Source organism: Actinomyces sp. HPA0247 (assembly GCA_000411415.1).
Classification (GTDB): Bacteria; Actinomycetota; Actinomycetes; order Actinomycetales; family Actinomycetaceae; genus Pauljensenia.
Map to the genome: position 1 here is coordinate 141,033 of KE150452.1, position 20,533 is coordinate 161,565.

Sequence of the window (20,533 nt, forward strand, 5' to 3'; positions counted from 1 at the left end):
CTACACGGCTGCGGCGTCGCGCTCGGCTTCCTTCGCAAGCACCTCGGCGAGGTATTGGCCGGTGAAGGATTCCTTCACCTGTGCGACCTCTTCGGGCGTGCCCTGCGCGACGACCGCGCCGCCGCCTGCGCCGCCCTCGGGACCCATGTCGATGATCCAGTCGGCACTCTTGATGACATCCAGGTTGTGCTCGATGACAATCACGGTGTTGCCCTTGTCGGCCAGGGATTGCAGCACCAGGAGGAGCTTACGGATGTCCTCGGAGTGCAGGCCCGTCGTGGGCTCATCGAGCACGTACACCGTGCGGCCGGTCGAACGTCGCTGCAGCTCGGAGGCCAGCTTCACGCGCTGGGCCTCGCCGCCCGACAGGGTCGTGGCGCTCTGGCCGAGGCGCACGTAGCCCAGGCCCACCTCGACGAGCGTGTTGAGGTGGCGGGCAATGCGCGAGATCGGCGCGAAGAACTGAGCGGCCTCCGCGATCGGCATGTCGAGCACGTCGGCGACGGTCTTGCCCTTGTACTCGACCTCGAGGGTCTCGCGATTGTAGCGGGCGCCATGGCACACTTCGCAGGGCACGTACACGTCGGGCAGGAAATTCATTTCGATCTTCAGGGTGCCGTCGCCCTTGCAGGACTCGCAGCGCCCACCCTTGACGTTGAAGGAGAATCGACCGGGACCGTAGCCGCGCACCTTCGCCTCTTGCGTCTCGGCGAACAGCTTGCGGATCTGGTCCCACACGCCCGTGTAGGTCGCCGGGTTCGAACGCGGCGTACGGCCGATCGGACTCTGGTCCACGTGCACGACCTTGTCGAGCTGCTCGATGCCCGTGATCGTGCGGTGACGGCCGGGCACCATGCGCGCACCGTTGAGGCGCGAGGCCAGGGTGCGGTACAGGATGCCGTTGACCAGCGTCGATTTACCGGAACCGGACACACCGGTCACGGCAGTCAAGACACCGAGCGGGAAGGACACATCGACGTTCTTCAGGTTGTTTTCGCGCGCGCCCTTGACTGTGACGACGCGCTTCTTGTCGACGGGACGTCGCGTCGGCGGCAGGAGAATACGGCGTTTACCGGACAGGTACTGGCCGGTCAGCGACTTGCGGTTCTTCAGGAGCTCGGCCAGCGGGCCCGAGTGGACGACCCAGCCGCCGGTTTCGCCCGCGCCGGGACCGATGTCGACAATCCAGTCGGCCGCTTCCATCGTCTCCTCGTCGTGTTCGACGACGATGAGCGTGTTGCCGAGATCGCGCAGGCGCTCGAGCGTCGCGATGAGCTTGCGGTTGTCTCGCTGGTGCAGGCCGATCGAGGGTTCATCGAGCACATACAGGACGCCGACGAGGCCGGAGCCAATCTGCGTCGCCAGACGGATGCGCTGCGCCTCGCCACCCGACAGCGTGCCAGCACCGCGGGAGAGCGTCAGGTAGGTCAGGCCCACGTCCACGAGGAAGGCCAGGCGTGCCTCGATCTCGGTGAGGATGGGCGCGGCGATCGAACGTGCTCGCTGCTCGAGCTCGACGTTCGCGAGGAATTCGCGGGCATCCGAGATCGACATGTCGGAGAGCTCGGCGATCGATTTGTCCCCGATGCGAACGGCCAGGACCTCGGGGCGCAGGCGGGCCCCGTGACACGTCGGGCAGGGAATCTCGCGCATGTAAGAGTCGAGCTTCTCGGACACGGCGGCCGACTCGGTTTCCTCGCGCTTGCGCTCAATGTAGTTGACCGCGCCCTCAAATCCGGTCGTGTAGGAGCGCTCGCGCCCCCAGCGGTTGCGGAACTTCACCGTGACCTCGTAGTCCTTGCCGTAGAGGACAGCGTCCTTGACCTTCTTCGGCAGCGACTTCCAGGGCGTCCCCATCGCGAAGCCCAACTCCTTGGAGAGGGATTCGAGAAGCTTCTTGTGGTACTTGAAGTTCGAGTTCCAGGGGATGACCGCGCCGTCGGCGAGGGAGAGCTCCTCGTCAGGCACGACCAGCTCCGGGTCAACCTCCAGGCGGAAGCCGAGGCCCGAGCAATCCGGGCAGGCACCATAGGGTGCGTTGAAAGAGAAGGTACGCGGCTCGATCTCGTCGAGCATCAGCGGGTGGTCGTTGGGGCAGGCACGCTTCTCGGAGAAGCGGCGACGGCGCTCCGGATCATCGGCGTCCAGGTCAACACAGTCGATGACGACGAGGCCGTCGGAGAGCCGCAGCGCGGTCTCGACGGAATCGGTCAGGCGCTGGCGCATGCCCTCGCGCACGACGAGGCGGTCAACAACAACCTCGATTGTGTGCTTGAGCTTCTTCTCCAGCTTAGGGGCGTTTTCGAGGCGGACCATCTCACCGTCGATGATCGCGCGCGTATAGCCCTCGGAGCGCAGCTCGTCGATGAGGTCCTGATACTCGCCCTTACGGCCGCGCACGACCGGGGAGAGCACCTGGAAGCGCGTGCCCTCGTCCATCGTGCGCACGCGGTCGACGATCTGCTGAGGAGTCTGCGCCTGAATGCGCGCCCCACACTCAGGGCAGTGAGCCACACCGGCGCGGGCGTAGAGCAGACGCAGGTAATCGTGGATCTCCGTGATCGTGCCGACGGTCGAGCGCGGGTTGCGCGACGTCGACTTCTGGTCGATGGAGACGGCGGGTGACAGACCCTCGATGAAGTCGACGTCGGGTTTGTCCATCTGCCCGAGGAATTGGCGCGCGTAGGAGGACAGGGATTCGACGTAGCGGCGCTGCCCCTCGGCAAAAATCGTATCGAAGGCGAGGGATGATTTACCCGAGCCGGACAGGCCGGTGAAGACGATCATGGAGTCGCGGGGCAGCTCAAGGCTGACGTCCTTGAGGTTGTGTTCGCGAGCACCCTGGATAATTAGCTTGTCATGCACCATTCGATACTATCCGCCATCTAGGCAAATGCCGGGATCAGGTCTAGTGTTATGCGTATGGCTTACTATGCAGTTGAATACGTCTACAACCCGTCGATGACCGAGACCATGGACGAGGTTCGTCCGACGCACCGCGCGTTCCTGTCCGGCCTGCTCGAGCAGGGGATCAACATCGCGTCCGGTCCCCTCGTCGGCGAAATCCCCGGCGCACTTCTCCTTATCAACGCCGAGAGCGAGGCCGACGTTGAGCGCATCCTCAACGAGGATCCCTTCTACGTCGCCGAGGTCATCCAGGCGCGCCTCATCCGCGAGTGGAACCCCGTGATCCGGGCGTTCTGACTAATACAGACGAACGAGGCCGGGGCCGGGTCTATCACCCGACACCGGCCTCGACTCGTATCGACTCTGGCTTAGCCCTCCAGGGAACGCTTGAATTGGTGCGCGTAGAAAATGCGCTGAGCAACCTCGATGAGGAGGGCGGCGCAGGCACCGACGCACACGATGACGAGCCACTCGTGGCCGGTGGGTGCAACCATCGAGAAGAAACCACGAACCTGTGGAATGAAAACGCCACCGACCGTAGCCGAGATGACGCACGCCAGCAGGACCCACTTCCAGGTCGACAGCGGTCGTGAGGTAATGACGAGGAGCCAGATCGCACCCAGCATGAGCGAGAGGATCGCGGCCGTCGACTCGCGCGACTGCGGCGGGCCGTCAACAATGCCGAAGGCAGTGAGGGCGGCCGCCGCAAGAATCACGCCCGTGGGCATCGCGAGCGACAGCGTGCGCTTGAGGAATCCCGGCACGTAGCGACGCGGGTTCGGCCACAGGGCCAGGAAGAACGCGGGGATACCAATCGTCAGCGAATCGATGTAGCTGAACTGACGCGGCAGGAACGGGTAGCGCCAGCCGACCAGAGCCGTCACGATGACCAGCACGGCCGCGTACGTGGTCTTCGCCAGGAACAGCGACGACACGCGCTCCATGTTCGCGATGATGCGGCGTCCCTCGGACAGGACACCCGGCAGGACGGAAAACTTCGAGTCGACGAGGACGATCTGGGCGACCGCCTTCGTGGCCTGTGTTCCGTTGCCCATTGCGATACCGAGGTCGGCATCCTTGAGCGCAAGGGCGTCGTTGACGCCATCGCCCGTCATCGCGACGCAGTGATCACGAGCCTGCAGGGCACCGACCATCGCACGCTTCTGTTCGGGCGTCACGCGCCCGAACACATCGTGGTTTTCGATCGCGTCGATGAACGCCTCGGAGGTGAGGTCCTCGGGCAGATCGCGCGCATCCATGAGGCGAGCGGGCGACCCGTCGGGGGCGGTCAGGCCAGCCTGCGCGGCCAGCGCCCCGACCGTCGTCGGATTGTCACCCGAGATGACGCGCACATGCACGTCCTGCGAACGGAAATACTCCAGTGTTTCAGCGGCGTCGGGGCGCAGGTCCTCCTCGAGCACGACAAGGGCAGCCACCGCACGGTTGGCGGGTAGCTCATCATTGACGACGGCCGCATCAGCGCGAACCAGCGCGACGACGCGGGAGCCCTCCTGCGCGATGCCACGCACCGTGGCCAGGAGCTGCGCGTTGTCATCCGAGGCCTCGTCAATAACGAACTCGGGAGCACCGAGGATCCAGGATGCGTCCTCGCTCCCCCACGCGCTCCACTTACGGGCCGACGAGAAGGGGACGGCCCACTCGATGCGCTCGGTGGCGCCGGTCTGCTCGGCTTCTCCCAGGTGCTGCCAGATCGCTTCGGCGGTCGCATTCGTGCGGTCGCTCGCGGCGCTCGCCAGCGCACGAAGGACCACGGCCTCGTCGCCAGAGACGACCTCGACGCGATGCACGCGGATACCGCCGGTGGTGAGCGTGCCCGTCTTGTCCAGGCACAGGCAGTCCACGCGCGCGAGTACCTCAACCGCCGGGAGTTCCTGAACGAGCACGCCACGGCGGGCCAGCGTCGCCGAGCCGATCGCGAAGTTCATGGACGTCAGCAGCACGAGCCCCTGCGGAATCATGCCGATCACCGAGGCAACCGACAGCACGAGCGCCTCGCGCCAGTCTCCCCCGTGACCGCCAGCAATGCGATTCTGCGAGTAGAACGTGAGGACGACAATCGGGAGCAGCATCACCGAGACAACCTGCAGCACCCGGTTGATCGAGGTCTGGATCTCGGAGACCGTACGCGTAAAGGCGCGCGCCTGCTCAGACAAACCCTGAGCATAGACCCGCTCGCCGACCGCCGTGGCAACCATACGTCCCGAACCCGCGACGACGCTCGTGCCCGCCAGCAGCTGATCGCCCTGCTTCTTCTTGACGGGGCGCGATTCGCCAGTCAGCAGCGACTCGTCGATCTCAAGGCCTGCCGAGGAGAGCACCGTACCATCCACGCTCACCTGGTCACCAAGCGTCAGATCGATGACGTCGTCGAGAACAACGTCTCGCGCCGGGACAACGTGCAGCGTGCCGTCGCGCAGAACCGTCGCCTGCGGGGCATCGACGATCGCGAGGGAATCCAGGGTGCGCTTCGCACGCAGCTCAGAGACGATACCGATCACGGCGTTGATAATCATGACGCCGCCGAAAATGCCGTCGCGCAGGTCTCCGAAGAGCAGAACGATGACCGACGCCGCGACGATGATCGCGTTGAACAACGTCAGCACATTCTCACGGATAATCGATGCCATCGACCGAGAGGTGCGGTCCTTCACGCGGTTGACAGCGCCGCGCGCAACACGTTCGGCCACCTCAGCGGCACTCAGGCCGCGCTCATCGATGTTCACGTTCTCAACGGTCACCGCCGCTCCCCTCATCCATGGCAGTACGCACCAGCGAGGCGACGACTGTGATCGCCAAGGTGACAACGATGACGCCCAGCGACACCGACACGGAAATCTCGGGCGCCCACTCGAATCCCCGGCCACCGTTGATAAACGGGATCGTGTTGGTGTGCAAAGCCTCGAGAATCAGCTTGATGCCGATGAAGCTCAGGATCACACCGAGGCCGTAGCCCAGATACACGAGCTTGCCCAGCAGCGCATCCACGAGGAAGAAGAGCTGGCGCAGGCCCATCAGCGCGAACAAGTTGCACGCGAACACGAGGAAAGCCTGCGAGGTGATGCCAAAAATCGCGGGAATAGAGTCGAAGGCGAACATTAGATCCGCAGAACCGAGCGCCAAGACAACCACGAACAGCGGCGTCAGATAAGTGTGTCCACCGTGGCGATACAGCATGCGGTTGCCGATGAAACCGTCCGTGATCGGCAGGACGCGACGCACGATACGAATGAACGCATTCTCCTCGTACTCCTCATCGTCTTCCCCACCGGTAATGGTCTCCTTGATCTGGGAAAACGCCGTCCACAGGAGCCACAGTCCGAAGAGGAAGAAGACCCACGAGAAGCGCGCAACGAGGGCTGCGCCCAGCAGGATAAACACGAGGCGCAGCAGCAGCGCAATCACAATGCCGAACAGCAGCGCCTTTTGCTGATTCTCGCGCGGAACCCGGAAGGCCTTCAGAATCAGGATAAACACAAACAAGTTATCGACTGACAGCGACCATTCCATCGCCCAACCCGCGTAGAACTCCTGGGCGTAGAGCCACCCGTTGGTCAGCCAGATACCAACACCAAAAATGGCGGCCAAACCAACGTAGAACAGGGTCCAGCGAGCAGCCTCGCCAGCCGTGGGCGGGTGTGGATTACGCGCATGCCCGAGGAAATCGAGCACGACCAAACCGATGGCAACGAGGGCGAGAATGCCCCACGCCCACGGATGAACAACCATGAGTACCTCTTAACTATCTAACGAGGAAATTTTAGCGCTCTGCCGAGCCAAGCTCTTCTCGCGCACGCCGTTTGCGAGAAACCGCGAGAGAGGCCATGACCGTGACGAGAATTGTCACCACGATAAAGCAGAGCGAGAACGCGATCGATGGCTCGGGAATGGCAGAAACCTCGTGACCGCCGTTAATGAAGGGGAGCTCGTTCGTGTGCAGCGCGTGGTTGATGAGTTTGAAACCGATGAAGCCGAGAATAGCGGCGAGGCCATAGTGGAGGAAGACGATACGATCCAGCAGGCCGTCGATGAGGAAGTAAAGCTGACGCAGGCCGAGCAGTGAGAATGCGTTGGCAGCGAAGACCAGGTAGGCCTCGGAGGTCAGCGAGTAGATCGCGGGGATCGAGTCGACGGCAAACATGACGTCGGCGGTGCCGATCGCGATCACGCACAGGAGCATCGGTGTGATGTAGGTGCGGCCCCCGTGACGGTAGAGCATACGCGAACCGATGAAGCCATCGGTGACCGGAACAATCTTCGACACCCAGCGCACAATTGACGGCGGACGGTACTCCTCATCATCATCGTCGCCAGATCCTTCACGGACCTGGCTGATCGCAGTCCACAGCAGCCACGCGCCGAAAAGGTAGAAGACCCACGAGAAGTTTTCGATGAGCGCGGCGCCCGCCAGGATGAAAAGAAGCCGCAACACGAGGGCGATGACGATGCCCGCCAGCAGGACCTCCTGCTGGTTCTTACGCGGCACGCGGAAAGAGGACAGGATGATGACAAACACGAAGAGGTTGTCAATACTGAGTGCTTTCTCGGTGATGTAGCCGCCGAGGTATTCCTGGCCGTATTCCGGCCCCCACAAAGCCCAGACAATGCCACCAAAGATCAGGGCAATGACGATGTAGGCGAGCGACCACCAAGCCGCTTCCTTCAGAGTGGGTTCGTGGGGGGTACGGACGTGGCCGACGATGTCGACAACGATCATGGTGAGGATGATGGCCGCCAAAACGATCCAGGCGAGCGCGTGCACGTGCATACGGGTGCCTCCGGTACGAGTCGGGTACCGGAGGTCTCTTCCCGCCAGAAATACCTGGCCAGTGACACCGGAGGCCGCGCCGCGTGGGCGGGCCGTCGTGATGACGACGCCACTGTTGGTGGGAGTACTCCCCTCCGCTTACATCTCTATCCTAGTCGGACACAGCCGCTGTCCGGTGATTCATGACAAGTGGCGTCTGTCGCCTTGACGATGCGCGCTGCTCCCACAAGACGAGGCCGGGGCTACCTCCCATGTCTGACCATGCCGGGCAGAAAGCACGCTCAGTGTGCTCGCTTCATGGCACGCAGTTCCTTCTTGAGGTCTTCGATTTCGTCGCGCAGACGAGCAGCGACCTCGAATTGGAGGTGCTGAGCGGCGGTCATCATCTGAGCGGATAGTTCCTCGATGAGTTCGGCGAGCTCAGCTTCGGCGCGCTGGCCCGACGTCACGGCGCGACCCCCACCGGTCGCGTCGGTGCGCTCCCGCTTACTCTTCTCCTTGCGGTATCCGCCCTCAAGCAACGTCTGCGTGTCGACCTGCTCGCGTGCCAGCATGTCGGTGACGTCGGAGATCTTCTTGCGCAGTGGCTGCGGATCGATGCCGTGTTCCTTGTTGTAGGCGATCTGGATTTCGCGACGACGCATCGTCTCGGAGATGGCCTCGTTCATCGAATCCGTCATGTTGTCGGCGTACATGTGGACCTCGCCGGACACGTTTCGGGCGGCGCGGCCGATCGTCTGAATGAGGGAACGGGTGGAGCGCAGGAAGCCTTCCTTGTCGGCGTCGAGGATGGAGACGAGGGAGACCTCGGGCAGGTCCAGGCCCTCGCGCAGCAGGTTGATGCCGACGAGCACGTCGAAGGTGCCCAGGCGCAGCTCGCGCAGCAGCTCGACGCGGCGCAGCGTGTCGACATCGGAGTGCAGGTACTCGACCTTGACGCCGCGTTCGGCCAGGTAGGTCGTGAGCTCCTCGGCCATCTTCTTGGTGAGGGTGGTGACGAGGACGCGCTCGTCGCGTTCAACGCGTAGCCGCACCTGTTCGAGGAGATCATCGATCTGTCCCTCGGTGGGTTTGACGACAACGAGCGGATCGACGAGGCCCGTCGGACGAATGATCTGCTCGACCACGCCGTCCGAGCGCTCAAGCTCATAGGGGCCGGGGGTCGCGGAGAGGTAGACGGTCTGGCCGATGCGCTGCGTGAACTCATCCCATTTGAGCGGGCGGTTGTCCATCGCCGAGGGCAGGCGGAATCCGTAGTCGACAAGGGTTCGCTTGCGCGACATGTCGCCCTCGAACATCGCGCCGATCTGTGGGACGGTCACGTGGGACTCATCGATGATGAGCAGGAAGTCGTCGGGAAAGTAATCCAGGAGCGTGTGCGGGGGTGTGCCCGGGCCTCGCCCGTCGATGTGGCGCGAGTAGTTCTCGACGCCCGAGCAGGAGCCGATTTCCTTGAGCATCTCCAGGTCGAAGGTCGTGCGCATGCGCAGGCGTTGCTCCTCGAGGAGCTTGTTCTGCGCCCGGAACCATGCGAGACGGTCGTCAAGCTCGTCCTCGATCGAGGCGATCGCCTTCTTCATGCGCTCCTCACCCGCCACATAGTGCGAGGCGGGGAACAGGTAGGTGTGGTCGACCTGGTCGATCACGTCGCCGGTCAGCGGGTGCAGCACCGCGAGAGAATCGATCTCGTCGCCGAACATCTCGATGCGAATCGCGAGCTCCTCATACACCGGGATGATTTCGATCGTGTCGCCGCGCACGCGGAAGGTGCCGCGCGTGAACGCCATGTCGTTACGCACGTACTGCATGGCGACGAAGCGACGCAGCAGCGCGTCACGGTCGATAATCATGCCCCGCTCGAGCTCGATCATACGGGCCACGTATTCCTCGGGAGTACCGAGGCCGTAGATGCAGGACACGGAGGAGACGACGACGGTATCACGCCGCGTGAGCAGGGAGTTCGTGGCGCTGTGCCGCAGGCGCTCGACCTCGTCGTTGATCGAGGAATCCTTCTCGATGAACGTGTCCGTCTGGGGGACGTAGGCCTCGGGCTGGTAGTAGTCGTAGTAGGACACAAAGTACTCGACCGCGTTATTGGGCAGCAGCTCGCGGAACTCGGCGGCGAGCTGGGCGGCGAGGGTCTTGTTGGGCTCGAGGACCAGCGCGGGGCGTTGCAGTTCCTCGATGAGCCACGCCGTGGTCGCGCTCTTGCCCGTGCCCGTCGCACCCATGAGGACGACGTCCTGCTCGCCGTCGCGAATGCGCGCAGCCAGCTCTCGGATCGCCTTGGGCTGGTCACCCGACGGCGTGTAGGGGGAGATGACCTCGAAAGGCTTGTCTTGGCGGATGACGGGGGTTTCGCTCACCCTCCTACGCTACCGTCCAGGCACTGGAGCTGCGCGCACAAAGCACATGGGTTCGCGAGGAGCGTGGAGCGCCCCGGCCTCGTCAATCAGTGACGGGAACGTCCGGGGTCAGCCAGTACTCGTAGACGAGGCCTGCAACCTTCTCGAGGTCGTCGGCGCTGCCCTCGTTGTCGATCCAGATGGACGCGATGGCACGGCGCTCCTGCGACGAGGCCTGGGCGCGGATACGTGCACGCGCATCCTCGGGGGCCACTCCCCTGCCCTCCAGTCGCTTGATGCGCGCCTCGATGGGCGCATCCACAATGACAACCGCGTCGAAGCGATCCGCCTGGTCTCCTTCGATGAGGAGCGGAATGTCGTAGACCGCGAGGGTGCCCTCAGGGGCTCCACGCAGGATTGACCACGCTCGGGCCTCGATAACGGGGTGCGTGATGGCATTCAGCCGGGCGACCCGTTCGTCGGCCCCTTCGCCTCCAAATACCCGAGCTGCCAGGAGCGCCCGGTCCAAGCTGCCGTCGTCCCCGATGAGGTCATCCCCAAAAGCCCGTGCGACCTCGGCAAGCGCTGGTTCTCCCGGCTCGAGTATCTGTCGCGCAATGGCATCGGCGTCGGCGATGACAGCTCCCTTGGACGCGAAGACGCGCGTCACCGTTGACTTGCCAGAGCCGATGCCACCACTGACCGCGATGATGCGGCGTGGTCCTTGACTGCGAGGCGCGGCGGGCGGACGGATGAGCGCGGCCGTACAAGACCCGGAGCGAAGAGCAGTGTTCACTCGCCCAGCCTATCGCTCCTGCGGTTGCGCTTATATGCCCCCATGCAAGAATTGGAGCTGTTAGAGAACCCACATCATCAAGTGAGTAGCAGTGACGCAGACAGTCAACGACGATTCCACTGAGCGTTCAGGCATCGCGGTCCTCATCGCGACCTCCCTGACGCTCTTCTCCATGTTCTTCGGTGCAGGCAACCTGATCTTCCCGCCGATCATGGGCGCGTCGGCCGGCACCAACTTAACCCCCGCGATGATCGGCTTCCTCATCGGCGGAGTCGCTCTGCCCGTCATCTCGATCATTACGATTGCCCTGTCCGGGACGGATATCCGCGATCTTGTCAGTCGTGCGGGAAAGCCCTTCGGACTCGTCTTCTCCGTCATGGTGTATCTGTCGATCGGCGCTTTCTACGCGCTGCCCCGTACGGGTGCCGTGTCTTTCTCAACGGCTGTCGCGCCCATTATTGGGACGAAGTCTCTCACCGCGTCAATCATCTTCAGTTTTATTTTCTTCGCCATCGCCTTCTATCTGTGCTGGAATCCCGGCCACATCATCGATGCGCTCGGCAAAGTGCTCACACCGATTCTGCTCGGGCTCCTTGTGCTCCTGGTGTTCCTCTGCCTGGCTTCCCTGCCAGCCTCGCACGATGCGCCGACCGGGGAGTACACGGCGTCTCCCCTTGCCGCGGGTCTCCTGGAAGGCTACATGACGATGGACTCGATCGCCGCTCTGGCCTTCGGCATCATCGTCGTCACGTCGCTGGGACATACGGGTGGAGGCATCGGCGCGAAGGTCGTTCGTCGTACATCGACGGCGGCGATTATCGCAGGTTCGCTGCTCGGCGTCGTCTACGTGGGGCTGGGCCTCATCGGCCACGTGATCCCGAATGCTCAAAGCTACAGCGACGGTGCAACCCTGCTCGCCGATGCTGCCCAGATGACGATGGGGTGGCCCGGGCAGATTGTCTTCGGCCTGATCGTTCTGACGGCCTGCATGACGACGGCTGTCGGCTTGATCGCCGCGACATCGGAGTTCTTCCACCGCCTCCTCCCGCAGGTCTCCTACCGCGCATGGATGATCGTCTTTACGATTATTTCCTTCGCACTGTCCTCTGCAGGCCTCAGCTCTGTACTCGCAATCGCGGTCCCCATCATCACGTTCCTCTACCCCGTCGCGATCACGGTCGTGTTCGTCACGATCATCACTCACCCCATGCGCCTCGCAACGTCGGCACTGTGGACGTTCCGTCTGAGCGCATGGATGGCAGCGGCTTGGTCTGCGGCAACGACGCTGGCACATGTCGGCGTAGCGACAGACGCTTTCAACTCCGTGCTCATGTTGAGCCCGCTCCAAGCAAATCAGCTCGGCTGGATCGCGCCCACCGTCATCGCGGCGATGATCGGCGCGTGCGTCGACCTGGCAGTGATGAAACGCTCGGCGACCTAATCACTGTCAGCGTCAGACCCCGCACAGCATCATTGTTGAGCGGGGTCTCGTTGTCTGTGCGACGAGGCCACGACGTCAGCCAGAACAAAAGTCGCACATAATTTCCAACGGTCAGTTTTCAAGCCCCTCTCAAAACGTTGCAATTCCAACGATGCAACTTCAACGTGTGAAAGACACGCAAGGGAATTACGTGCGACATTGTTGAGTAACCCGTCATCACAAGACCGAGGGGGCCTGGCTGCGGCGCACGTGGGCCGCGGCGGGGCCTGGCCAGAGCATGCCTAGCGCCGCCCGATTGGAGGCCGCCGCGAGGACTGCGGGGCCCGGCCGGGCTTCGAGACGACGCGCCGAGCGAAGCTCGCGGCGCGGACGGCGAGCGGGCGGGCAGGCCTCGCGGCGGTCGGAGATCTGGCGGCGGCCAAAATTAGACAAAAAGTGGTGGCCCCCAGGAAAACCCGGGGGCCACCACCTATGTGTTCACAAACGTGAACTGACGAGTTGAAGGTCAGTCACAAAGACTGGTTCAGTTGTTCGTCAGCTTCTCACGCAGCGCGGCCAGGGCCTCGTCGGAAGCAAGGGTGCCCTCGTTGTCGACCGGGGTCGAGTAGGAGGCCTGCTCCTCGATGGAGGGAGCCGCTTCGGCGTCCTCTTCGAGGGCCTTGCGGACCTGAGCCTTGTGGGCCTCCCAGCGGGCCTGAGCCTCGGCGTACTGGGCTTCCCAAGCCTCGCGCTGAGCGTCGAAGCCTTCCATCCACTCCTGGGTCTCCGGATCGAAGCCCTCGGGGTACTTGTAGTTGCCGTTCTCGTCGTACTCGGCGGCCATACCGTAGAGCGAGGGATCGAACTCTTCAGAGTTCGGGTCCACGCCCTCGTTGGCCTGCTTGAGGGACAGGGAGATGCGGCGACGCTCGAGGTCGATGTCGATGACCTTGACGAAGACCTCTTCGCCGACCTTGACGACCTGGTCGGGCAGCTCGACGTGACGCTGAGCCAGCTCGGAGATGTGGACGAGGCCCTCGATGCCGTCCTCGACGCGCACGAACGCACCGAAGGGGACCAGCTTGGTGACCTTGCCGGGCACAACCTGGCCGATGGCGTGGGTGCGGGCAAATGCCTGCCACGGATCTTCCTGGGTGGCCTTGAGCGACAGGGAGACGCGCTCGCGATCCATGTCGACGTCGAGAACCTCGACGGTGACCTCCTGGCCAACCTCGACGACCTCGGACGGGTGGTCGATGTGCTTCCAAGACAGCTCGGAGACGTGAACCAGGCCGTCGACACCACCGAGATCGACGAATGCGCCGAAGTTGACGATGGAGGAGACGACGCCGGTGCGCACCTGGCCCTTCTGGAGGGTGTGCAGGAAGTTCGTGCGGACCTCGGACTGGGTCTGCTCGAGCCATGCGCGGCGGGACAGGACCACGTTGTTGCGGTTCTTGTCGAGCTCGATGATCTTCGCTTCGATCTCGCGACCGATGTAGGGGGCGAGGTCGCGGACGCGACGCATCTCGACGAGGGAGGCGGGCAGGAAGCCGCGCAGGCCGATGTCGAGGATCAGGCCGCCCTTGACGACCTCGATGACGGTACCGGTAACGACGCCGTCCTCTTCCTTGATCTTCTCGATCTGGCCCCACGCGCGCTCGTACTGCGCACGCTTCTTCGACAGGAGGAGGCGGCCTTCCTTGTCTTCCTTCTGGAGGACGAGCGCCTCGATCTGGTCGCCCACGGCGACAACGTCGTCGGGGTTGACGTCGTGCTTGATGGACAGCTCGCGAGAGAGGATGACACCCTCGGTCTTGTAGCCGATGTCGAGGAGGACCTCGTCGTGGTCGACCTTGACGACAGTGCCCTCGACGATGTCACCATCGTTGAAGTACTTGATGGTCTCGTCGATGGCTGCGATCAGGTCTGCTTCCGAACCAATGTCGTTGATAGCGACCTGCGGCGTGTTGGTGGTCATGTAGTAGTTTCTCCGAAACGGACTGGATAGTAGATGGACAGTTCCAGCGCCTGAAGACCGATGCGGATGCACCTGTCCCCAGACACTGGGGTTTAGTTTAGCAGCCTTTGACGGGCAAATGTGACGAATTTGGCGACACTTTCCGTGGCGTGCGTCGCGTCGTCTTGACCGTCAGTGCGCCGCGAGCTGCCAAGACGCGCCGATCCCAATAGCGACATCAAGCGGCACGGAAAGCTCGACGGGGGTGGCCATCTTGTCTCGGACGATGTTCTCGACGTCCGCTGCCTCACCAGGAGCGACTTCGAGGAGCAATTCGTCGTGAATCTGGACGAGGAGCCGCGACGCGAGTCCCGCCTCGGCCAATGCGGTCGCAACGTTCATCATCGCGATCTTCACGATGTCTGCCGCGCTGCCTTGAATGGGTGCATTCAGGGCGGCACGCTCAGCCATCTCACGACGCTGGCGGTTCGAGGAGCGCAGGTCGGGCAGGTAGCGGCGCCGGCCAAACATGGTCTGGGTGTATCCGTCAGCTCGCGCCTGCGCAACGAGTCCTTCGAGGTAGTCGCGGACTTTCCCGAAGCGTTCGAAGTAGCGATCACGCAGGGCGGCGGCCTCGGGCACGGGAATACCGAGCTGAGCGGCGAGGCCGTAGGAGGATAGACCATAGGCCAGTCCGTATGAGGTGGCCTTGATTCGCGAGCGTTCCTCACCTGTCACCTCGGCGACTGGAGTGCCGAACACCATTGACGCCATGGTCCGATGCAGGTCCTCACCGGAGTTGAACGCCTCAATGAGCGCCTCATCTCCGGATAGGTGCGCCATCAGGCGCATTTCGATCTGCGAGTAGTCCGCGCTCATCAGTGACTCAAAGCCCTCACCCGCAACGAAGGCGCCACGGATACGCATACCGTCGGCGCTGCGCGCGGGGATGTTCTGCAAGTTCGGGTCGGAGGACGCCAGGCGACCCGTGGCCGCCGCAACCTGAGAGAACGTCGTGTGGATGCGTCCATCCGAGGCGACGGTGGCGGACAGGGAGTCCACCATCTGCTTGAGCTTGATGCGGTCGCGGTGGGTCAGCAGGAACCCGAGGAAGTCATGCCCCGCTCCCCCTTCATCCGCCGTCTTCGCGTGCAAATCAGCCAAGGCCTCGGCGTTCGTCGTGTACCCGGTCTTCGTCTTCTTCGTCTTGGGCAGACCGAAGTGATCGAAAAGTAGCTCCTGGAGCTGCTTGGGGCTCGATAGGTTGACCTCGCGTCCCGCCGCGGCCCACGCTCCCTCGCGCGCGGCATCGACGGCCTTGCCGAGCTCGTCGGAGAGCCCATCGAGCACGGACGTGTCTGCGGCAATGCCGATGTCCTCCATCTGACCGAGCAGGACCGACAGGGGCATCTCCATGTCGGTGAGAAGAGAGGCTTCGGAGCTTTCCTCCAGACGCGAGCGCAGAGTGGAGGCAAGCGGGTGCAGGTGGGCCGCTAGTTTCCCGGCGCGCAACGCGGCAGCGCTTGGACCAGCACCGATGTCCCCCAGGCCGAAGAGAGCATCCGAATCACCCTCCTCCTCGTCGATGACGACGCCGAGGACACGCGACAGAACATCTTCGAGCTTGTGGGAGCGCTGATCGGGATGCGCGAGATAGGCAGCCAGCATGGTATCGAACGCGACGCCGCCGAGAGTCCAGCCGCGCGAAGCGAGCGCATGACGTGTGCCCTTCGCGTCATGCACGATCAGGGACGAGGCCGTGGCAAGAACGTCACCGAGCGCTTCCTCCTGCTTGGGACTCAGTTCGACGGGGTCGATCACGAGCGCCTCGTTGTCAGAGGCGAGGACAAGACGGGTGACGTCGCCACGAGTCGGCCGCATGTCGCCTTCAACGAGCACAGCGAGCGTCGAGTGGGCGCGAGCCCACTGGGCGATGTCGCAGGAAGCATCCGCGAGGGACACCGAGATCTCCACCTCGGCCACAGCCTCGGGCGCCTCGTCGACGCGCCCCTCCCCCATGCCGACACCGGCGACCTCGCGCACCTTCTGGCGCAGACGCCCAAACTCGAGAGAGTCGAAGAGACGGTCGACGGCGGCAATATCCGTTGGACGACGCGCGAGATCGCTCAGCGACACCTCAAGGTCCATGTCGGTGAGCAGACGATTGAGACGACGATTGCGCGCCACGTCGTCCATGTGTTCACGCAGTGCAGCGCCGCGCTTTCCACCGATCTCATCGGCACGCGCCAGCAGGTTATCGAGACCGTCAAACTTGTTGATCCACTGCGCGGCGGTCTTCGGTCCCACACCTGGCACACCAGGCAGGTTATCCGACGTCTCCCCCACGATTGCAGCGATCTCGGGGTAACGATGCGGCGGTACGCCGTACTTGTCTTCGACTGCCTGCGGAGTCATACGGCGCAGATCACCAGGCCCCGTACCGGGATAGAGCACAGTCACGTTGTCGGTCACCGTCTGGAACGAGTCACGATCACCGGACACCACCAGAACAGTCGATCCCTCGTGACCTGCGCGATACGCGAGAGTCGCAAGGATATCGTCGGCCTCAAAACCCTCACGGGACAGAGACACGATACCCATCGCATCAAGCACCTCGCGGATGAGCTCCACCTGCCCCTTAAATTCTTCGGGCGTCGCGTCACGCGTGCCCTTGTACTCCGGGTACTCCTCAGTACGGAATGAGTGCCTCGACACATCGAAAGCGACCGCGATATGCGTCGGCCGCTCGGTCTCCAACAGGCGCGTCAGCATTGAAACGAAGCCATAAACAGCGTTCGTGTGCTGGCCAGTGGCCGTCACAAAGTTATCCGGCGGGAGCGCATAGAAGGCGCGAAACGCCATGGAATGGCCATCAATAATCAGCACAGTGTCACTCACACATGCCACCCTAGATGCCATGACACATGATCACCAGACGAAACACACGCAGTCTTCCTCACCCGATCCCCTCGCCCGCGGTGGCTGGGTCGGTGCACACTGGCCCGGAACCCTCATGGAAGCCACCGGCATGGAGGTTGTCGAGCACAGTGCTGTGCGCACCGTCATCTCGATGCCGATCGACGGAAACCGCCAGAGCGCTGGCATTCTGCACGGAGGTGCTTCCGCAGCACTTGCCGAGACGGCTGCATCCTTCGCGGCCCAGATTCATGCGCGCGAGACAAACCCCGGCAAGCAGGCCTACGCCGTCGGCACCGAACTCAACGCATCGCATATCAGCGCTGGACGGGAAGGGATCATCACCGCGACCGCAACCGCCGTCCACCTGGGGCGCTCGTCAACCGTCCACACTGTGGAGATCAGGGACGAGGCCGACCGCCTTATCTCAGTCGCACGCGTCACTAACCGAATCCTCGTGCGCTCTAGCCACGACTGAGGGTCAAGAAACAGCAATGGGGAGGGTCATGACCCTCCCCATTCGCATGCGCGACTCTCAGTCGTCAACCTGGTTGATGACCGCGTCAGCGACCTCACGCATCGACAGACGACGATCCATCGACGTCTTCTGGATCCAGCGGAAGGCCTCAGGCTCGCTCATTCCCATGTTCTTCATCAGCAGGCCCTTGGCGCGGTCAACGCGCTTACGAGTCTCGAAGCGATCAGACAGATCGGCGATTTGGTCCTCAAGCGACTCGATCTCAGCGTGACGCGACAGAGCAATCTCAACGGCGGGAATCAGGTCGGCCGGGCTAAACGGCTTCACGACGTAAGCCATCGCACCGGCGTCACGCGCGCGCTCGACAAGCTCCGTCTGCGAGAAGGCGGTGAGCATGACGACGGCGCACGACAGTTCCTGCAAGATCTTTTCCGCTGCTGTGATGCCATCCATCTTCGGCATCTTGACATCCATCACACACAGATCGGGTTCGAGCTCGAGTGCCAGCTCGACAGCTTCCTCACCGTCGGCGGCCTCGCCGACGACCTCGAACCCCGCCTGGGTGAGCGTCTCAACAATATCGAGACGAATCAACCCCTCGTCTTCTGCGACGAGGACGCGACGCGGTTCAGCCTGCTCTTCACTCATTGTCATATTCCTCAATTTGATCGGTTTGCTCAGCTGCTCTATTGTGGGTCTCGCACACGCGAAGCCCCGATAGCCCAACTGGCAGAGGCGGTCGGCTCAAACCCGGCTTGTTGTGGGTTCGAATCCCACTCGGGGTACCGCCAGTGGAGTACGTGCTCCTAATGGTACCGGCATTTCAGCGCATATGCGACGTGCGCACCACAATTGATACATCAAAACCGCAGACGGAAAAGGGGCCGACAAGCAATGCTTGTCGGCCCCTGTCGACTCAGGCCACGACGCTCAGTTCGAGACCGAGGTATTCGGCAGCCGCGCCCCTGCGGGCCGGCTCGTCAAGATCGGCGATAGCCTGCTTGACCCTCGAATCGTGGAAGTCAGCAAACCAGGGCTCAACGGCGCGCGAGAGCTGGCCGACCTCCAGGTTGTTGGCCACACGACCAAACAGAGTGTCGTGGACCGACACGGTCCGGATGTTCGTATTCATTTTTCTTCCTCCATCTTCTTCTCTTCGGGCGCCCCAGAAAACATGCTTTGATCGCACAGGCATTTCTGAGCACGCCGAGCAGCACTTTGCTGCGTGTGCCGCGCCGTCGTTGGTGCGGCGTCCACGTGTCTCAACGTGTATCCGTGTACTTTATTCCACGAATCCCGTTTTGTCCACGTGACGAAACAAAAACAGTGGGGGCCCTGGCTCATCGCCAGGGCCCCCACTACTCACGCATCTCACGCGTGGCGCAGACCGCCAATCGCATAGTCGGCTTCATCTCCGACTTCGTGGATACGCAGCATGTTCGAGGAGCCAGCGATGCCCGGCGGCATACCGGCAACGATCACGAGCTGATCACCGATGTCCGCCAGGTGCGAGGACTGCACGACCTGATCGAGCTGCCACACCATGTCGTCCGTGTGTTGTACCTCGGGAACACGGTAGGTCTGAATACCCCAGGACAGCGCGAGGCGACGACGCGTCGACTCGAGCGGCGTGAACGCCAGCATCGGGATCGGACGGCGCATGCGTGAGAGCAGACGCGCCGACGTGCCGGACTGGCTAAACGTCACCAGGTAACGGGCATCCAGGTGCTCGGCGATACGAGCGGCAGCTTCGCAGATAACACCCGCACGATCAGCGTAGAAACCGGGGATCGAGGCGATGCGCTCACCACCGTTTTCTTCCGTCGACTCGATGATGGCGGCCATCGTACGGACGGTCTCAATCGGGAAAGCACCGACCGACGTCTCACCGGACAGCATGACCGCATCGGCGCCATCAAGGATGGCGTTCGCGCAGTCGGAGGCCTCGGCACGCGTGGGGCGCGGGTTCTTGATCATCGAGTCCATAACCTGCGTCGCGACGATGACCGGCTTGGCGGCGATACGAGCAAGCTCAATCGCGCGCTTCTGAACCAGCGGCACGGCTTCCAGGGGCATCTCAACACCGAGGTCACCGCGGGCGACCATGATGCCGTCAAATGCCTCGACGATCTCTTCCAGCGCCTCAACGGCCTGCGGCTTTTCGATCTTGGCGATGACCGGGATGCGCTTGCCCATCTCGTCCATGATCTCGTGGACGTCTTTGATGTCCTGCGCGGAACGCACGAAGGACAGCGCGATGAAGTCGGCATCCTGCTCAATGCCCCAGCGCAGGTCTTCCTTATCCTTTTCAGACAGGGCGGGGACGGACACGGCAACGCCGGGAAGGTTGAGGCCCTTGTGGTCCGAGACCATGCCGGGAACCTCGACGCGGGTCACGACGTCAGTATCCGTCACCTCGACGACGCGGACCGCGACGTTGCCGTCGTCGATCAGCAAGCGGTCACCGGGAGCGCAGTCGCCGGGAAGCCCCTTGAAGGTCGTCCCGACCAGTTCCTTCGTGCCGGGAACATCACGGGTGGTGATGGTGAACGTGTCACCGATCTTGAGCTCCTGGGGGCCATCCTGGAAGGTTTCCAGGCGGATCTTGGGGCCCTGGAGGTCAACCAGGACAGCGACCGCGCGACCGGACGTCGCAGACGCCTTCCTCACGCGCTCAATAACGGCCTCGTGTTCCTCAGCCTTTCCATGCGACCGGTTAATACGCGCGACATCCATGCCGGCGTCCACCAGTGCCTGGAGCTGCTCAGGAGAATCAGTAGCAGGTCCAATAGTGCAGACAATCTTAGCTCGACGCATAGATAAGAGTTTACCGCCCAATCACAGTTGAAACGAGGAGGATCCGCTCCGGGTCGACGTGATCATTCCCATGAATCCGCCTGTGGTAGGACCTCCGCGCGGAGAAAA

The 20,533-nt window shown here is 62.8% G+C and carries 15 protein-coding genes and 1 tRNA gene; 4 read left to right on the forward strand and 12 right to left on the reverse strand.

What is annotated here, in order from left to right; translation table 11 throughout:
* Complete coding sequence (uvrA, locus tag HMPREF1478_RS08745; RefSeq protein ID WP_034475658.1) at positions 1-2,865, reverse strand: excinuclease ABC subunit UvrA; 2,865 nt, start codon at positions 2,863-2,865, stop codon at positions 1-3.
* A gap of 57 nt (positions 2,866-2,922) precedes the next feature.
* On the opposite strand from uvrA, the gene HMPREF1478_RS08750 reads away from it, so the two are divergent.
* The gene (locus tag HMPREF1478_RS08750; protein ID WP_034475661.1) at positions 2,923-3,204 is read left to right on the forward strand and encodes a YciI family protein; all 282 of its coding nucleotides are present in this window, start codon (positions 2,923-2,925) and stop codon (positions 3,202-3,204) included.
* Positions 3,205-3,275: 71 nt separating this feature from the next.
* On the opposite strand, the gene HMPREF1478_RS08755 is transcribed toward HMPREF1478_RS08750, so the two are convergent.
* From HMPREF1478_RS08755 to coaE, 5 genes are all read right to left on the reverse strand, one after another.
* A complete protein-coding gene (locus HMPREF1478_RS08755; protein ID WP_016461713.1) occupies positions 3,276-5,666 on the reverse strand; it encodes a cation-translocating P-type ATPase in 2,391 nt (796 codons plus the stop codon).
* Positions 5,656-6,654, reverse strand: coding sequence for a TerC/Alx family metal homeostasis membrane protein (locus tag HMPREF1478_RS08760; RefSeq protein ID WP_016461714.1), 999 nt, complete (start codon positions 6,652-6,654; stop codon positions 5,656-5,658). Before HMPREF1478_RS08760 ends, HMPREF1478_RS08755 begins: the two co-directional genes overlap by 11 nt.
* A gap of 31 nt (positions 6,655-6,685) precedes the next feature.
* Positions 6,686-7,693, reverse strand: coding sequence for a TerC family protein (locus tag HMPREF1478_RS08765; protein WP_016461715.1), 1,008 nt, complete (start codon positions 7,691-7,693; stop codon positions 6,686-6,688).
* Positions 7,694-7,974: 281 nt separating this feature from the next.
* A complete protein-coding gene (uvrB, locus tag HMPREF1478_RS08770) occupies positions 7,975-10,059 on the reverse strand; it encodes an excinuclease ABC subunit UvrB (protein WP_016461716.1) in 2,085 nt (694 codons plus the stop codon).
* Between the two features lie 82 nt (positions 10,060-10,141).
* Positions 10,142-10,834 (reverse strand): dephospho-CoA kinase, encoded by a 693-nt coding sequence (gene coaE, locus HMPREF1478_RS08775; protein ID WP_016461717.1) that lies wholly within the window; start codon positions 10,832-10,834, stop codon positions 10,142-10,144.
* A 91-nt stretch (positions 10,835-10,925) separates the two neighbouring features.
* Between coaE and brnQ the strand changes: the two genes are divergently transcribed.
* Positions 10,926-12,275 carry a branched-chain amino acid transport system II carrier protein gene (brnQ, locus tag HMPREF1478_RS08780; RefSeq protein WP_016461718.1) on the forward strand — a complete coding sequence of 450 codons (1,350 nt, stop codon included), beginning with the start codon at positions 10,926-10,928 and terminating at the stop codon, positions 12,273-12,275.
* 216 nt (positions 12,276-12,491) lie between these two features.
* On the opposite strand, the gene HMPREF1478_RS10650 is transcribed toward brnQ, so the two are convergent.
* The 3 genes from HMPREF1478_RS10650 to polA form a co-directional block, all read right to left on the reverse strand.
* The gene (locus tag HMPREF1478_RS10650) at positions 12,492-12,707 is read right to left on the reverse strand and encodes a hypothetical protein (RefSeq protein ID WP_148332994.1); all 216 of its coding nucleotides are present in this window, start codon (positions 12,705-12,707) and stop codon (positions 12,492-12,494) included.
* 91 nt (positions 12,708-12,798) lie between these two features.
* Entirely contained in the window at positions 12,799-14,235 is a 1,437-nt protein-coding gene (gene rpsA / locus HMPREF1478_RS08785) for a 30S ribosomal protein S1 (protein WP_016461719.1), read from the reverse strand.
* 171 nt (positions 14,236-14,406) lie between these two features.
* Positions 14,407-17,133 carry a DNA polymerase I gene (gene polA, locus HMPREF1478_RS08790; RefSeq protein ID WP_198008393.1) on the reverse strand — a complete coding sequence of 909 codons (2,727 nt, stop codon included), beginning with the start codon at positions 17,131-17,133 and terminating at the stop codon, positions 14,407-14,409.
* On the opposite strand from polA, the gene HMPREF1478_RS08795 reads away from it, so the two are divergent.
* Positions 17,132-17,608: a hotdog fold thioesterase gene (locus tag HMPREF1478_RS08795; RefSeq protein ID WP_016461721.1), complete on the forward strand. Its 477-nt coding sequence runs from the start codon at positions 17,132-17,134 to the stop codon at positions 17,606-17,608. The genes polA and HMPREF1478_RS08795 overlap by 2 nt on opposite strands.
* A gap of 57 nt (positions 17,609-17,665) precedes the next feature.
* Here HMPREF1478_RS08795 and HMPREF1478_RS08800 read toward each other — a convergent pair whose 3' ends face one another.
* Positions 17,666-18,256, reverse strand: a complete 591-nt coding sequence (locus HMPREF1478_RS08800) for an ANTAR domain-containing response regulator (RefSeq protein ID WP_007588074.1) — start codon at positions 18,254-18,256, stop codon at positions 17,666-17,668.
* Positions 18,257-18,319: 63 nt separating this feature from the next.
* Between HMPREF1478_RS08800 and HMPREF1478_RS08805 the strand changes: the two genes are divergently transcribed.
* Positions 18,320-18,393: transfer RNA gene (locus HMPREF1478_RS08805), tRNA-Leu, on the forward strand.
* A 131-nt stretch (positions 18,394-18,524) separates the two neighbouring features.
* Here the strand turns inward: HMPREF1478_RS08805 and HMPREF1478_RS08810 are convergent.
* On the reverse strand, positions 18,525-18,740 hold the full coding sequence (locus tag HMPREF1478_RS08810; RefSeq protein ID WP_016461722.1) for a hypothetical protein: 216 nt from the start codon (positions 18,738-18,740) through the stop codon (positions 18,525-18,527).
* A 239-nt stretch (positions 18,741-18,979) separates the two neighbouring features.
* The gene (gene pyk / locus HMPREF1478_RS08815) at positions 18,980-20,425 is read right to left on the reverse strand and encodes a pyruvate kinase (protein ID WP_082157768.1); all 1,446 of its coding nucleotides are present in this window, start codon (positions 20,423-20,425) and stop codon (positions 18,980-18,982) included.
* Positions 20,426-20,533 lie beyond the last annotated feature (108 nt).